Origin of the sequence: Kribbella sp. VKM Ac-2568 (genome assembly GCF_004345365.1) — a bacterium.
Taxonomy (GTDB): Bacteria; Actinomycetota; Actinomycetes; order Propionibacteriales; family Kribbellaceae; genus Kribbella; species Kribbella orskensis.
Map to the genome: position 1 here is coordinate 328,674 of NZ_SLVF01000009.1, position 14,988 is coordinate 343,661.

13 protein-coding genes are annotated in these 14,988 nt (G+C 68.5%); 1 reads left to right on the plus strand and 12 read right to left on the minus strand.

Features of this window, described 5'->3' with window-relative positions; genetic code table 11:
- Window positions 1-35: 35 nt before the first annotated feature.
- The gene (locus EV648_RS27015; RefSeq protein ID WP_132297503.1) at window positions 36-2,777 is read left to right on the plus strand and encodes a winged helix-turn-helix domain-containing protein; all 2,742 of its coding nucleotides are present in this window, start codon (window positions 36-38) and stop codon (window positions 2,775-2,777) included.
- Here the strand turns inward: EV648_RS27015 and EV648_RS27020 are convergent.
- The 12 genes from EV648_RS27020 to EV648_RS27070 form a co-directional block, all read right to left on the minus strand.
- On the minus strand, window positions 2,728-3,270 hold the full coding sequence (locus EV648_RS27020) for a phage tail protein (protein ID WP_132297506.1): 543 nt from the start codon (window positions 3,268-3,270) through the stop codon (window positions 2,728-2,730). The two genes, EV648_RS27015 and EV648_RS27020, sit on opposite strands and share 50 nt — an antisense overlap.
- On the minus strand, window positions 3,270-5,216 hold the full coding sequence (locus EV648_RS27025) for a putative baseplate assembly protein (RefSeq protein ID WP_132297509.1): 1,947 nt from the start codon (window positions 5,214-5,216) through the stop codon (window positions 3,270-3,272). Before EV648_RS27025 ends, EV648_RS27020 begins: the two co-directional genes overlap by 1 nt.
- Before the next feature lies 1 nt (window position 5,217).
- Window positions 5,218-5,652 carry a GPW/gp25 family protein gene (locus EV648_RS27030; RefSeq protein WP_132297512.1) on the minus strand — a complete coding sequence of 145 codons (435 nt, stop codon included), beginning with the start codon at window positions 5,650-5,652 and terminating at the stop codon, window positions 5,218-5,220.
- 1 nt (window position 5,653) lies between these two features.
- Entirely contained in the window at window positions 5,654-5,935 is a 282-nt protein-coding gene (locus tag EV648_RS27035; protein ID WP_132297515.1) for a PAAR domain-containing protein, read from the minus strand.
- A 10-nt stretch (window positions 5,936-5,945) separates the two neighbouring features.
- Window positions 5,946-7,697, minus strand: coding sequence for a VgrG-related protein (locus EV648_RS27040; protein WP_132297518.1), 1,752 nt, complete (start codon window positions 7,695-7,697; stop codon window positions 5,946-5,948).
- Complete coding sequence (locus tag EV648_RS27045; protein ID WP_132297521.1) at window positions 7,697-8,443, minus strand: peptidase M23; 747 nt, start codon at window positions 8,441-8,443, stop codon at window positions 7,697-7,699. The genes EV648_RS27040 and EV648_RS27045 overlap by 1 nt, the downstream gene beginning before the upstream one ends.
- On the minus strand, window positions 8,443-8,883 hold the full coding sequence (locus EV648_RS27050; RefSeq protein WP_132297524.1) for a phage tail protein: 441 nt from the start codon (window positions 8,881-8,883) through the stop codon (window positions 8,443-8,445). Before EV648_RS27050 ends, EV648_RS27045 begins: the two co-directional genes overlap by 1 nt.
- Before the next feature lie 2,417 nt (window positions 8,884-11,300).
- Window positions 11,301-11,459 (minus strand): DUF6760 family protein, encoded by a 159-nt coding sequence (locus EV648_RS43405; protein ID WP_199240151.1) that lies wholly within the window; start codon window positions 11,457-11,459, stop codon window positions 11,301-11,303.
- On the minus strand, window positions 11,456-11,923 hold the full coding sequence (locus EV648_RS27055; protein ID WP_132297527.1) for a hypothetical protein: 468 nt from the start codon (window positions 11,921-11,923) through the stop codon (window positions 11,456-11,458). Before EV648_RS27055 ends, EV648_RS43405 begins: the two co-directional genes overlap by 4 nt.
- A complete protein-coding gene (locus tag EV648_RS27060) occupies window positions 11,923-12,366 on the minus strand; it encodes a phage tail protein (protein ID WP_132193769.1) in 444 nt (147 codons plus the stop codon). Before EV648_RS27060 ends, EV648_RS27055 begins: the two co-directional genes overlap by 1 nt.
- A gap of 29 nt (window positions 12,367-12,395) precedes the next feature.
- On the minus strand, window positions 12,396-13,952 hold the full coding sequence (locus EV648_RS27065) for a phage tail sheath C-terminal domain-containing protein (protein ID WP_132297530.1): 1,557 nt from the start codon (window positions 13,950-13,952) through the stop codon (window positions 12,396-12,398).
- Between the two features lie 274 nt (window positions 13,953-14,226).
- The gene (locus EV648_RS27070; RefSeq protein WP_132297533.1) at window positions 14,227-14,847 is read right to left on the minus strand and encodes a hypothetical protein; all 621 of its coding nucleotides are present in this window, start codon (window positions 14,845-14,847) and stop codon (window positions 14,227-14,229) included.
- Window positions 14,848-14,988 lie beyond the last annotated feature (141 nt).

The window sequence follows — 14,988 nt, forward strand, 5'->3', positions numbered from 1 at the left end:
CATCCGGCCTGTCCCGCGACCGCTTGGAACGTCCGTTGCTCGATGAATCGGGCCCCAGCGTCTGTCTGCTGCTGGCACCGGCCGGCTCGGGCAAGACGACCCTGCTCGGGCAGGTGGCCGCTACCCCGCTCCGGCCGACTGCCTGGTACCGGGCCAGACCAGAAGACCGATCCGAGGACGCGCTCGTCCAGCACGTGACCGAAGCTCTGTCGGTGGTGCTGCCGAACACGCTGGCTCCTTCCACCACGGTCGACCAGCTCATCGTCGCCACCGAGAGCGGGGTGCCTTCGCCGGCCCAGCTGATCGTCGACGACGTCCACGAGTTGGCCGGCAGCCCGGCCGAAGCAGCGCTGGAGCGGTTCCTCGAGTTCCGCCCACGCCATCTGCGGCTGCTGCTCGGATCCCGGCGGCCGCTCGCTCTGAACACGCCGCGGCTGATCGTGTCCGGGGACCTGCTGGAGCTGGACACCGACGACCTGCGGTTCCGCTCCTGGGAGGTCGAGGAGTTGTTCCGGTCGGTCTACCGGCAGCCGCTGTCACCTGAAGCGGCGGCCGCGCTGACCCGTCGTACGGGCGGGTGGGCTGCCGGGTTGCAGCTGTTCCACCTGGCCACGATGGGCAAGTCCAGTACAGAGCGGATCCGGGCCGCGACCGAGCTCGGTGGCCGGTCGCGGTTGGTGCGCGCCTACCTGACTCGCAATGTGCTTGCCGGGTTGGCTCCTGAGCGGCGGAACTTCCTGCTGATCACCAGTGCGCTGGGGCGACTCACCGGACCGCTCTGTGACGAGTTGCTGGAGCAGACCGGCAGTTCGGCTGTGCTGGAGGAGTTGGAGACGCTGCAGTTCTTCACGACGTCTACGGACGACGGCTCGACGTACAGGTATCACCAGGTGCTGCAGACGCACTTGGAAGGCTTGCTGATCGACGAGTTGGGTGCTGCGGCGTCGCGGGAGATCCACTCGCGCAGCGGGCACCTGCTGGAGAAGGCCGGGCATCCGCGCGAGGCGATGCGAGCACACGCACTGGCTGACGACTGGGCTTCGGTGGCGCGGTTGCTGCAGCAAGGCAACACGGTCGCGCACGACTGGGTTGCCCGGTCAGGCCTGCCGGACGACGACCCCTGGCTGGCGTTGGCCCGGGCCAGACGGCTGTTCCGGTCCGGTGCGGTCGATGCCGCTGTCGCTGCCTATCGGGATGCCGAGGCTCTGCTGGACGACCCCGAGTTCCAGGCGCGCTGCGCTGACGAACGGGCGCAGGTTGAGGTCTGGATGACGCAACCACCCGCGCAAGCAACACCCGTACGGCGTACTGGGCAGGTGATCCGGCAAGCGACCAAGCGGTTGCCTGGGCTGGGTCCTGGGCCGCAGGCGGCTCCGGGCGATCCACTGGCGGCAGGGACGATCGCCTTGCTGGGTGGACGATTCGACCTGGCCCGGGAGTGTTTGACGCCGGTGGCGGCGGACCCTGCGATGCGACAGGCGGGCCGATTGTGGGCCGCGATCGCTGTCGTCGTCACGGACCTCGCGGTGGGGAACTGGGCGCACGCGGAAATGCCGCTGGAGGAGATCGCGCTGTCGGCCGAGCTGGAGGAACTCCCCTGGCTGGCCCGGATCGCCCGAGGGCTGCAGGCCGCTGTCCTGCTGGCGACGCGACCCGAGGACTGGCGGCCGGACGGTTGCGCCGCGCTGGTCGACGAGTGCACCCGGGACGGCGACCGTTGGGGATCGTTGCTGATGGCAATCTTCATCGGGACGGCGCAGCTGAAGGCCGGCCAGGACCGGGCCGCGGTCGAGTGGCTCCGGCGAGCAGCGACGGCGGCCGAAAATCTCGAGGCCCGCGCGCTCCAGGCCTGGGCGTTCACGCTCGGGGCCGTCGCGATGGCAAGGCTGCGGCATCCGAACACGGCTGTCCAGCTGAGAGGGGCCGAGGCCCTCATCCGCTCAGCGGCCGTGACCGGCGCCTACCGACTCCTCGACCACGCCCGCCAGCTGGCCGACGAGGGCAACAGCACGAACGACGTCGCAGCCGCGGTCCCGCCGAGCGCCGTGCCCGAGCGAAGCGGCTGTGTACTGCGGACTCTTGGTGGGTTCGAGGTGGTCCTCAACGGAAAGCCGGTCGCCTGGCCGCCCTTGCGTCCGCGGGCGCGAGCGCTGCTGCTGTTGCTGGCCATCCACCAGGGCAAGGATCTCCACCGCGAGCGGCTGATCGACGCGTTGTGGCCGGACGCGCCTGCCGATGCCGGGCCCCATCGCCTGCAGGTGGCGGCTTCCAACGTGCGGCAGAGCCTTGCCGCAGTCGGGCTGGGCGATCAGGCGGTCCAGCGCAACGGCGACGCCTATCGACTGGTTCTCCCCGGCACCTGGATCGATCTGACCGAGTTCGAGACCAGGCTTCGGCGAGCCAGACGATCCGGCACGCTCGCGGACTGGTCGGGAGTGCTCGACTTGTACGTCGGCGAGTTGCTGCCAGAGGTAGGCGCCGCCGAGTGGGTTCTTGCCGAGCGGGATCGATACCGCCTGGCCGCGGCCGACGCCGCAGTACAGGTCGCTGGTCTGGCAACCGATGCCCAGGCACTGCGAGCAGCACATCGTGCCGTCGACCTTGACCCGCTGCGGGACTCCTCCTGGCTCCTATTGGCAGATTTGCAAGAGGCGCAAGGCGATCCGACCGCTGCAGCGGCCACCCGTCGGGAGCACGCCCGGATCTGTGTCGAGCTGGCAGCTCCTGTCAGTCCGCGGGTACGACCTGTACGCGATGGATCACGTGTGCAGGCTTGAGCGCCGCCACCGCTTCCTTCAGCCGTTCCTCGTCGATCTCCTGCCCTGCCAACGGAAACACCTGTACGACGACCGCGGGCCGCGCCTCCCCCGGCAACGGGTCGTTGGGGTCGACGGACCAGCTGGCACCACCAGTCTCGACCACCTCGGTCCGCACGCCCAGTACTGCGCTGATGGCCAACTCGATGCCGAGCCGCGTCCCTTGCCGGCCGTGCAGCTCGCTGGTCGACCGCAGTAGCTCCCGCTGCCGGACCGGGTCGTCACCACGATCGACAGCCAGCCCGATCCAGTGTGCCAACCAGGGCAGCAGGTCCTCGGGCGCGGTACCGAGATCCAGGTACGCGGGCAGGTTGTCGAGCGCACTGATCACCGGCGCCAGGACGTCGTCGAAGCTCGCGCACAGCTGCTGCGTGAACTGATCCGTCCGGTAGACCGATGGCAGCGTCTCGCCGAGCGGATGTGGGCTCGGCAGCTTTTCCAGCGCGCCACGCATCAGCGCACCCGCACTTGGTGTTCGTAGGAGAAGACCAGCGCCGTGGCCGGCAGGTCGAGGCGCTGAACGGGCGCCGACCTCCGCCCGGTCACCGGGTCCGCCGGGAACAGCGCGACGCTGATCTCCTGGGCCATGTCGACACCAGGGATGCGCGCCAGCGCAGCGTGGACCTCGTGCGACTGCACCGAACGCCCGAACGGCCAGCCAGTACCGTCCGGCCCACCGGTCAGCGGATGCAGCAGGTCGTACAGGGCCTTGAGCACGCCCTCCTTGACCTCTTCCGGCTCGAACCTGGACCGCGCGCTCACGTCGACCACCGCCGTGAGCCCGACGTACTCCGGCGGCGCCACCAGCAGCCGCGTGCCGACCAGGCGTCGCTCGTCCAACGTCTGGGTGATCCGCTCCAGCGTTCCCTCGGGCGGGATCAGGTCGTCCCGGCGGATTCTTCCAACGCTGTCGCCCGAGACGTGCGGTACTACGAGAACGCGGATCCCGCCCGCATCGGCGGCTTCGGTCGCCGGGACACAGTGCACCCGGGCGGCGTCCGGCGCGACTTCGCGAGCCAACTCCTCGAAGTCCTCCACGGTGACCGCGCGCCCGCGCGACCGGAGCAGCATCGGGCCCCGGACCTTCGCCTCGTCGAGGGTCTCGGCGTCCGCGCCGCCGATCGCGGGCGCGCGGTTCTCCACCCGGGCGACGTACGGCACGCTCGTCTTCAGGACCCGGACCTGGCCGCGCGCGACGTTCCCGCGCCGGCCGCCGCCGGTCCGATACGAGGAGATCGCGATGCTGGTGCCCGAGCGCGGCGCTGCGCCGTAGTGCTGGAGTCGCCCGTCGGCAGTCCGTACCGCGGGGCCGAACTGGACACCGCCGGAGAACGCGTCGATCCGGAAGTGCCGATCAGTCTCGGTCGAGTCGGCGAAACTCGTCACCGGCTCCCAGCTCTCCACCCCGTTCTCGTCGGTGAGCTCGACCGTGGAGGGTTCCTCGGATGGCACGACCGGACGGCGCTTCAGCGCGAACCGCTGCCCGGGGGTCCCGTCGGAGCGCCCGAGCAGCTCGTGCCGGACCACCTCGGCGTGCAGCATCGGGACCGTCCCGCCGATCGTGAACGCGGACGCCGAGAGCACCCGCGGAGACGCCGTGTACGTCGGGCGGCCGTCGTCCACCGGCAGCAACCGGCACCGGATCCAGCCGGCCCGCTGCCGCGCGATGATCGAGGTCTCGTGCTGCGGCGGGACGTGGATGACGACGTCACCCGCCTTGTTCAGCCCGCCCGTGTCGTCCTTGTCGAGATCGCACTCGGTCCAGCCGGAGCCGGTCCAGGCCTCCCAGACGAGCGGTGGATGCCGCGGGTCCACACCGGCTCCGGAGACGCTGCAGTTCAGCCGGATCGTCACCGCGCACGACGGTACGGCGTCGCTCAGGCCGATCAGCAGCGCGTCACCTGGAGTCGGAACTTCCTGGAAACAGGGGAATCCGTTCTTGCCGGCCAGTGCCGTGGTGAGGTCGGCCGGTGTCCCGTCGACCGGTGCCGCGCCGGCCCGCGAGAACGAGCATGGGATGATCTCCAGGTCCTGGCCGGTGGTGAAGACGATCGGCTCGTGGATGTCCGTCCGCGGGGTCGCGACCTCGGTGCCGGCCCGAACCAGCACGGGTTGTGGCTGGGGCGAAGACAGCCAGAACGTCACCGCACCCCGAGCCGCCGCCGGTGGCCGGAGCTCGACCCCGATCAGCTCCAGGAACTTCACGTAGTTGAGGTCGGGCACCCGGTTGAGCCGGTAGATCAACTGGTCGACCATCTGCGCGAAGGCCTCGATCAGCGTCACCCCCGGGTCCGAGACGTTGTGGTCGGTCCATTCGGGGCAACGCCGTTGGACCAGCCGTTTGGCCTCGTCCACCAGCCCTTGGAAGGTCCTGTCGTCCAGGTTCGGCGCCGGCAGCATCTCAGACCCCCAGCTCGGCCGGCAGCGTCGTACCGGCGATCTCTTCGTCCGGGATCGTGTAGAACGGGAAGACCAGGTTGCGCGGATCGTTGGTGCCGAGGATGACGTAGCCGATGTCGACAAGCACCCGGCCCTGTTCGATCCGGTCGTAGCCGACGCCGACGTCCTCGACCGAGATCCGCGGCTCCCAGCGTTCCAGCGCCTCCCGGACGTCGTACGCGATCTGGCCCGCGGTGGCCGCGTTCGCCGGCCCGAAGACGTGGTCGTGGATCCGGCAGCCGAACTCGGGCCGCATCGGCCGCTCGCCCCTGGCGGTGCCGAGGATGAGGCGGATCGCCTGCTCGATCTCGCGTTCCCGGGTGACCAGTGCGACCCCTCCGGTGGCGTCCGTGCTGACCGGGAAGGCCCAGCCGGCGCCGATGAAGTCGGTACTCATCTCATCCTCCGATCATCACTGTCGGGGCGCCCATCACGATCGGCGAACCACAGGCCGACAGGTCGCCCATCCGCGCGGCCGGCATGCCGCCGATCAGCACGGTCGGGCAACCGGGCGGCGCGATCACGGTCGGCGGATGCACCGCCGGCGGTGGGAACGAGCAGATGTGCGGCGTCCCGACCGTCGCCGCGGGCATCCCGGCGATCAGCACGGTCGGTACGCCGGGTGGGCCGATCACCCCCGGATGTCCGGTCGGGTCGCCGACCCGGGCTGCTGCGGGCATGGCTGCCTCCTCAATTGATCTTGACCAGGGCGGCCGAGACGGAGCACATCGCGCCGCCCTTGACCTCGGTGTTGGCGCTGCCTTCGACGGTCGTGTTGGCGCCTTTGAGTTGCAGGTTGCCGGTGGCGGTGACCGCGACCTCGCCACCCTTGAGTTCGAGTTTGGCGGCGACCGCGTCGATCACGATGCCCTTGCTGCCCTCGATCTTCACCGTCCCGTCGGCGTGCACGGTGATCGTCGTACTGGTCGAGTCGACCGTCACGCTGAGCTTGCCGTCGCCGGTGGCCAGCGTGATGCCTTCCTTCTGGCCGTCCTGGTCGAGCAGGTCGATGCGATGACCCTTCCTCGACACGATCGATCGCCGGTTGACCGCGCCCGAGCCGGAGTCGATCGGGTCGATGCCGTTGGCATCCGGTTTGTCGACGCCGTTGTAGAGGCCGCCGAGGACATAAGGCCTTCTCAGGTCGCCCTGCTCGAAGACGACCAGCACCTCGTCACCGACCTCGGGGATGATCAGCGTGCCGCGGTCCTTGCCCGCACCAGCGTGGACGGTCCGGGCCCAGGCGCTCACGTAGTCGTCCGACAGCCACGGAAGCGTCACCTTCACCCGGCCGAGTTTCTCGGGGTCGTTGTTGTCGCTGACCTGGCCGATGACGACGCCCGTCGGCGCCCGCTGGGCTCCCGTCGAGCCGGTCAGGCCGAGCAGGCTGCGGTCGTGGGCGCCGGTGACCGCGAACGACGTCGTGTAGCCCGTCGTCGGGTCGATCCGGTGCCTGGTCGTGGTCACGGTGTACTTGCCGTCGAAGGGCGCGCCCAGGTTGTCAACGGTGATCGCCACGCCGGCTTTCAGGGCCGGGTTCCCTTGGGCGACCCCGGTGAACTCGGCGAACGCTCCCGCGATCCCCTCCGCGATCGCGGCGGCGGCCGCATCCACCTCGGCCTGGGTCCGGTGCGGTACGTCGGTCGCGACGTACACCTTGTCGCCGAAGGCATGCGCGAAATCGGCCGGGCTCGCCTGCGGCAGTTCGGCGCTCCTGGTCTCGGCCGGGCGCCTGGTCGTGAGTGCTTGCTTGGTCGACGTGTCCCAACCGCGGACCTCGACCTCCTTGACCTGTCCGGCCGAGGTGAGCACGGCACGGAATCTGAGCAGGTCCGTGCCGAGCTTGAGAACGAGCGGGTTCTCTTCGCCGTTGGGTGCGGCCGACGCCGTTTCCGGTGGACCGAAGTTGAACTTGCCGTCGCGGACCGAGACCTCGTAGCCGGCATCCGCGGCCAGCGCGTCCAGCAACTCCCAGTCGCTCGTACCGGCTTGTGACACGTGCTCGAACACGGTGGTCGTCGACTTGATCGTGCCGTTGGTGAATCCGGCTCGCTGGGACACCTTGTGCGCGATGTCCGACGCCGTCATCTGCAGGTAGCTGCCGGTCCCGCGTCCCCGGAACAGTCGATGGGCCGGGTCATAGCCCCGGATCACCGTGAACGACCCGCCGGTGTCGAACTCGGCCTCCAGCGCGGTGATCTCGCCGGCCATCAACAGGACGGCGGTCTGACTGGTATTGGGCAGCACCGAGATCCGTACCGTGGAGCCGATCTTCGCGCCGGTCTTCGCCAGTACGACGTGGTCGCCGTCGCGGAACCTGATCTCGAACAGATCCGGCAACCGCTGGCTGTCGTCCACGTAGATCGTGCTCAACAGGTTGACCACGTCCTCCGGCAGCGGCGACCCGTTGATCTCGATCAGGCAGCTGTTGACGATCGACATCAGACCAGCTCCTCGGCCGCCGGGAACACGACCACCGAGCCACTCGGCAGCCGCATCGGATCGTCGATCCCGTTGTACTTCGCGATCGTGCGCCACATGCCGGGATCGCCGTACTCCGCGTAGGCCAGCGAGGCGAGCGTGTCACCGTCGATCGTCCGGTGCGACCGGCGGACGGACTGGCCGCCGGAGGTCGGGTTCTGCCGCCACGGCTCGTTGGGCATCTCCTCCATCGCGACACTGCAGACCGCGCGGATCGGGACACCGTCGGAGCTGAACAGCGTGTACTTCACGTTCACCGAGGTGACGAAGGCCGGGAAGCTGGCGATCTTGCCCCAATGCAACATGACCAGCGGCGGCGTCGGCTTGTCCTTGCCCCGGCTGTCCTCGGTCGGCACGCAGCAGCTGAACAGCTTCTCGACCGCCGCCACCACACTGCCATCCTGGTTGCCGGAGGCATCGAAGAACATCTCGACGGTGAGCTTGCACGGCTCGGCGCCGTTGAACTCAACCGACCCGGCCGACTTCGCCTTCTTGGCCGGCTTCCGCTCCCACTTGGCGGACTTCTGGATCGTCACCTCCTTCGGGTTGAACTGGAACGGGATCTCGCCGCGATCCTGGCCCAGCGGACCACCCTTGGTGGTCGGATCGAACAGCTTCAGCTTCGCCTTCTGCAGCGACTTCTTGTCCTCCGCCGGTGCCGAACTCCCAGCACCGCCCGAGGCCTTGAGCGCGATCGGATTGGTCATCACGCGACCCGCTCCGCGGTGAAACCGTGATGCGCGATCTCCAGCGTCTCCATCGCCACCTTCGGCGAGTCCAGGTTCAGCCCCGGTCCGCTCCACTTCACCGGGATCACGCCGGCCAGCTTCCACTGCGCCACCGGCTTGAGGGCGGCCGTCATCGCCGTGATGCAACCGGTCGACGGTTTCACCCCCGACGTCATGCTGGCCAGCCAGGCCATCACCTCGGTGGTGTCCTGGCACAGCGGCCGGGTCAGCTTGATGTTCGTGTACTTGATCCGGGTCGGAAGCTGCCAGATGAACCCGTTCTGCCCGCCCTCCTCGCGCTGCTCCAGCACGACCTCCAGCCCGAGCCCCTCACAGCTGTTGAACGCACCCAGCCGCTTGTCGTCGATGGTCACCCCGAAGCAGACGCTCACCGCCGGTTCCGGATACTGCGGATTCATCCCGCCACCCCCACTGCAGTCGGTCCTACCATCTGTCAGTCACCCGCCCGGCGCGTTCACGATCCAGCCAGAGTTCGGCCCGTAGTTTCGCGGTCAACGGCTCGTACAACCGTTTCGCCAACTCCTCCACCTCGGCCGCACTCACCGTCTTCGCTCCGCCGCCTGCCGCAGCACCCGCCGCTGGTGCTGGTACTGGTGCCGCCGCTGGTGCTGGTGCTGGTTCTGCCGTCTGGACCGCGGGTGCTTCCTGCGGTGCTCCATCCCGCTGTACTGCGTGGTCCGCCTCTGCTGGTGCCGTCATGGCATGCCCACTGAACATCTGCTGCAGGGACACCGACCGAACAATTTCAGCCCGCTGTACTGCGGGCTTTGCTGGTTCCCCCGCATGAAAGCTGTCCCCCAAAGACCAGGAGAGCACCTCCCCGTCCGCATTTCCCTGCCCAACGGAGGCCGGTACCTGCGCTTCTTGTGGTGCAGGTGCGGTTTGTATTGAAGGCGCTTGCGGTGTGGCTCGTGGAGGCCTGGCCGGTGAGCCGAGACCAGGGTGTCCGTAAACAACCCGCTGAACTGCCGGGGACGTGCTCCCCACCGGAACGCTCACGGGCCGCTGCACCTCCGGCACAGTCAGGGGCTTTGCACTGGACAACGGCGCCGTCTCACCCTCATCCACTCCACCTCGAGGCGGCCACAACAGTTCAGCCGGCCCTGCTACGTCCCGTGCCACCATCGGCCCAACGTCAACGGCCCTCTGCACAATCCGTTCGCTCCCCGCACCGTGTGCGGCCGCTGCGCCCCCACCCACGATGCTCCGCTGCACCACCTCAACGCGGCCCTGCTTGACCGATCCAGCCATCCCGGTTGCACCTTCGACAGCGCGTTGCACCTGGGCACTGCCCTCGGCTGCCTGTTGCACGCCGTCTGCACCTCCGCCGACCCTCTGCACGACCGGGCCAACCCCCACGATGCGTGCCGGATGCCCCTCGGCAGCAGCTTCCCGCCCCATCGACTCGGCCTCAACAACAGCCCTCTGCACTGCCATCTCACGCTGCCCGACAAGCCCAACCTCGCCACGCGTTCCATGCGACGGCTCGTCGACACCTGACCGCTGTACCTCCGGCGCAACCGGCTCGCCGCCATTCACCGTCCGCTGATGGACAGGCAGTACTCCGTCTAAGGCCCGCTGCGCGACCGCCGCATCAGCCACACTGTCCGGCCCCACGGCCACAGGCATCGCAGGCGCGGACGCCGCAGCCCAGTCCCCGGATCCGCCGGACAGGTTCCCGTCAGCTACGTTCCCGCCAGCCACGCTCCCGCCCGACACCAGTCCACCGGATACCACTCCACCGGACTCCGCCGCCCGCTGCACCGCGAACTCGGCCTGCAACCACCGGTGCGCCACCGGGTTCGAGTTCGCATTTACCGACGCCTCCGGCACCTCTCGCTGAACCTCCACAGCCCGCTGCGCCACCGGCCCAACCTCTGCCACCCGGTGCACCACGAGCTCAGCCTCAGCTGCCCGCTTCACCACCGGCTCTGCTTCAGCTGCCCGCTGAACGCTAGGTCCCGGCTCAGGACCACCGAGCGCAGACACGAACGGCGATTGACCAAGCGGCTCCGACAACCCAACCAGCGGCATCTCCCGCACTGGCGCCCCCACCACCTCGCCCCCTTGCCCAGCATGCGTCTGCTCATCAGCCGCGTGCTCGTGCTCGGTGTGGTCGTGCTGGGTGTGGTCGTTGTGGCTGTGATCATGTGACTCGACCGACCTCGAGACCACCGCCGCGGACGGCGCGGGCGGCGCTGATGGGACGGATGGCACGGTCGGCACAGACGTCGACGCCACCGGGTCGGGCGAGGTTTGGACCACCGGCAGGGAGCTCACCGGCACCGTAGTCACCGGGACCGGAGCCGTGAGGGCCGGGGACGCCGGGACCGGGCGTGGTTCTACTGCCGGGAGTTCCGAGGCAAAGAATGTGGTTGCAGCTGGCAACGAATACGCGCGCGGGACAGACGACGAGGAACCCCCGTCGACAGCTCTTTGCAGACCGACCGGCGCGCTGCCGGCCGCAGTACCGGAGATGTCTGCACTCGGCGGATGCGGAAAGCTCACCTTGGGAGCAACCTCCGACACAGGTGTTGCGTATCCACTGACCTCACCGGCCGGCGCGTCGACAACGAGCGAATGACCGAGCGGCGCCAAGAACCGTGGGTCCTGATGGGCGGCCAACGACTCGCGAAACGAAGCCGCCGCCGCGATCGGTGCGAGATCCTCGGTCGACCGCTGCAACGGCGGAAGCTCCCGCCACCCAGCCCGCACTTCAGCCGACCCGGCTCCAGACTCGCCGCCACCTACACCAGCGCGCACCCCGGTATCCGGCGAAGGCGTCGTGTTGCGGTGGAAGGGCCAGCGCATGGGGTCACCTCCCGGACTGGATGCGGGTGTTCAGCGAAGCGATCTCGTCGACGAAGCGGCGGCGTTCGGGGTGTTCGAGGTCGAGGATCTCCTCGCGGGACCAGTGGAAGTGGTAGGCGACGTACGCGACCTCGGAGTACAGCTGGTCGGGCGCGTACGTCACGATTCCCCCAGGCGACCACCGGCCAGGTCGACCGCGAACGCGTGTCCGCATTCGGGGCAGTTCACCCCGGCCCGGGTGTGTCCTTCCTGGTTGACGCGGCGATAAAGGTCCTGCAGGAAGGCGAGATCCGCCGCGAACAGGTCCTCGATCACCCCGGCATGGATGTCGGTGTGACTACCGAGCCGGGTGACGACCCGGCCGAGCAGGACGACCGTCAGGTACGCCGGGTTCTCGCGGACCCGGTCGTCCCGCAACGGCACCAGCTCGTCCCGCGCCGTCGCCAGCCGCATCACCCCGTCGCGATGCACCACGCCCGCCGGGTCCACGTATCCACGAGGCAACACGAACGGAAACTCGGTCCGCAAGGTGTCGCGCGCGGCCGGCGCGGCCGCGAGGTCCGCAGTACCGGCTGGTTGCGCGTACTCCGGGGCCTGGTCGAGCGTGCCGGACGTGGTGCGGCGCATCACTCCACCTCGAGCCGCTCGCAGGTGACGACCAGCTTCTCGGTCATCACCGAGGTGTCGCCGGCCTTCATGGTGCCGATCTCGAGGCTCTTCGGCCAGGCGTTGGTGAGCTTGTACCGCTTCAGCGGCGCGCCCTCGTAGTCGTACACGATGATCGCGCCACCCTTGCGGACCGCGCCCATCTTGCCGAACTGGGAATCCTTGATCCACTTGTCGAAACTCGTGTCCGACGACAGCCCGCGGGTCAGGGTGATCTCCGGCGCCTTCCAGCGGCCGGGCAGCTTCTTGATCACATACTTGCCGTCGGCACCGTTCTCCTTGAGCTCGATCACGTCCTGTTCCATCTTCAGGCCGCTGATCTCGGTGATGCTCTTGATCTGGATGCCGTCGAACTCCAGCCCGAAGGAGTGACCGACACCGGAGTCCATGTCCGGAAGTGGCATGACTGGTTACCTTTCTCGCTGCGTGGAGGTCACTCGCTGACCAGGCTGGTGCCGCCGGAGTACTGGGACAGGCGGAAGATGATGAACTCGGCCGGCTTGACCGGCGCGACCCCGATCTCGCAGACCACCTGGCCGGCGTCGATCCCTTCGGACGGGTTCGTCTCGGCGTCGCACTTGACGAAGAACGCGTCGTCCGGGGTCTGGCCGAACAGGGCGCCGTTGCGCCACTCGTTCACCAGGAACGCGGAGATGGTCCGGCGTACCCGGGCCCACAGCGCCTCGTCGTTCGGCTCGAACACGACCCAGTTGGTGCCGGCGAGGATGGACTCTTCCAGGTAGTTGAACAGCCGCCGGACGTTCAGGTAGCGCCAGGCCGGATCGGACGACAGGGTCCGCGCGCCCCAGACACGATTGCCCCGGCCCGGGAAGGTTCGCAGTACGTTGATGCCGACCGGGTTGAGCAGGTCGTGCTCGGCCTTGGTGATCTGTACCTCGAGGCTGACCGCGCCCCGGATGATCTCGTTCGCCGGCGCCTTGTGCACGCCGCGGGTGTCGTCGTTGCGACCCCAGATCCCCGCCATGTGCCCGGACGGCGGAATGAAGCCCAGCTGCCCGGTAGCGGGATCGGCGGTCTTGATCCACGGGTAGTAGAGGGCACCGAACGCCGAGTCGTAGCCGGCCTTGTCGACCAGCCACTCCTTCACCTGCTGGGCGTTGAGTCCGGGCGGCGAGTCGAGGATCGCGATCCGGTCGCCCATCAACTCGCAATGCGCGAGCATCGCCAGCTGGACCGCCTGGACCGTCTCGAGGTCGATCGAGCCCTGCTGGTACGCGCTCATCAAGTCGGGCACGCAGAGCATGGTGATCTCATCGACCGCCTCCAGCCCGCCGAACCCGGTCCGGTCGGACACGTCCCCGACGTAGTCCTCGGCGCTCAACCGCGGCGACGGTACTGCGGGCGCCGGCGGCGGAGCAGCCAGCGCGACCTCCCCGAGCGCCGGCTTCTCGAGTGCCGCGCCCGTGACCTCCTCGATCTTGATCAGCTTGGACTGCGCGTTCACCACGGTGGCGACATTGGTCTTGCCCCGGGACACGGTGAGCCGGTCGAACTCCTCGACCTGGTTGCCGTTCTGCTTCACCACGATCTTGAACATGTCCTCGGACGGGTTCTCCCCGCCGGCGTCGGTGATCTCGACGCTCACCTCCCCCGGTGCCTGAGCCGGGTCGAGCGCGACGACGCGGAACCGCCCGAGCATCGCCTGCGGACCGGCCGGCAACTCCTTGCGTCCACGGCCACCCTTGGCGCCGTCGCCGGAATCAGCCCCGCCACCGATCCGGACCACGTAGCAGTTGCCGCCGCCGTTCAGGAAGTATCCGTACACGGCCTGCGCCATGTACGACCCGGGGACGAATCCGCCGAACCTGTCCGTGAACGCCGTCCAGTTGCTGATCAGCGTCGCCTGGTTGAAAGGGCCGTCCTCGGCGAGCCCGACAAACGCGGCCACCGCCGTACCGACACCCTCGAGCGGGCGTGCGCCCGATTCGACTTCCTCCACATACACACCTGGTGACAGGTACGTCGGCATGCTGCCCCTCCTCGATCAGGTTTGCTCCAGCCTGAAGCCGCCACCTGCCCCCGTGCGCGACCGAGCGGACGCAGACCAGGGCACTCTCAATTGCCCGAAGGGGAAGTCGGCGGAGCCACCAGGGCAAGCGACAGGGTTGAAAGACGGGACCGCGGACAGGAACCGGGGACCGTGAACAGGAAATAACGTGTCCAACCCCCCCAACTTGGTGTCCGAACCCCCGCTTGGTGTCCGAAGCCCGCCTCGCGTCCAAAGCGCGCTCCGGTACGAGGGCTCAGCAGTCGAGGTCGATGGGCCGCACGAAGGGATCGATCGCGGCCGAGTGATTGTCGGCGTCGGTCGCGCGGTCGGCGGCCTCGGTGTCGTGCATCTCCTGCAGCTTGGTCGACATCTCGGTCTCCAGGCCGGCCTTTCCACAGCCCGTGATCGAGTACGGCCGCCGCGTGGTCCCGTTGTACGTCCGCAGCCGCCGTGCATGGTCCTGCTCATGCGGCCCGAGCACGTCGCGCAGGAACGACCTCACCCGCCGCTGCTGGCATTCGCTCAGTCCGTCCGGCACCGGTGGCATCCGAATGTCCACATCCACGTGGTACGTCACCGCAATCGTTCCAGTAGCCCGCAGACAAGGATCCTCGTCCGGGCAGTCACACCCCTTCGCCCGCACGACCTTCGGCTTGCTCACGACGCTGGTCCCGCCGTCGTAATTCCCCTTGGTCTCCCCATGCAGATTCACACTCACCGGCCCGCCACGAAGCGCGATCGACACAGCCCGATTCCCCACCGTCTGCTGCAACGCCAACACCCGCTCGTACTGCGTGCCGCCGCTGACCGCGCGCGCCACAGCCCCCGACGCCTTCCGCGCCGCCGTACCTCCAGACCGCTTGCGCACATACACATACCCAGTGCACCCGCTGGCCCCGGCCGCTGTCTACAAAAGCTCGGGTCCGCCCGCCGAATCGTGGATTTGAGGCGCGAGAAACCGATTGCCAGCGGCGCTGATCCACGACTGAGTGCCAGCTCACCGGGCTTGCGGACG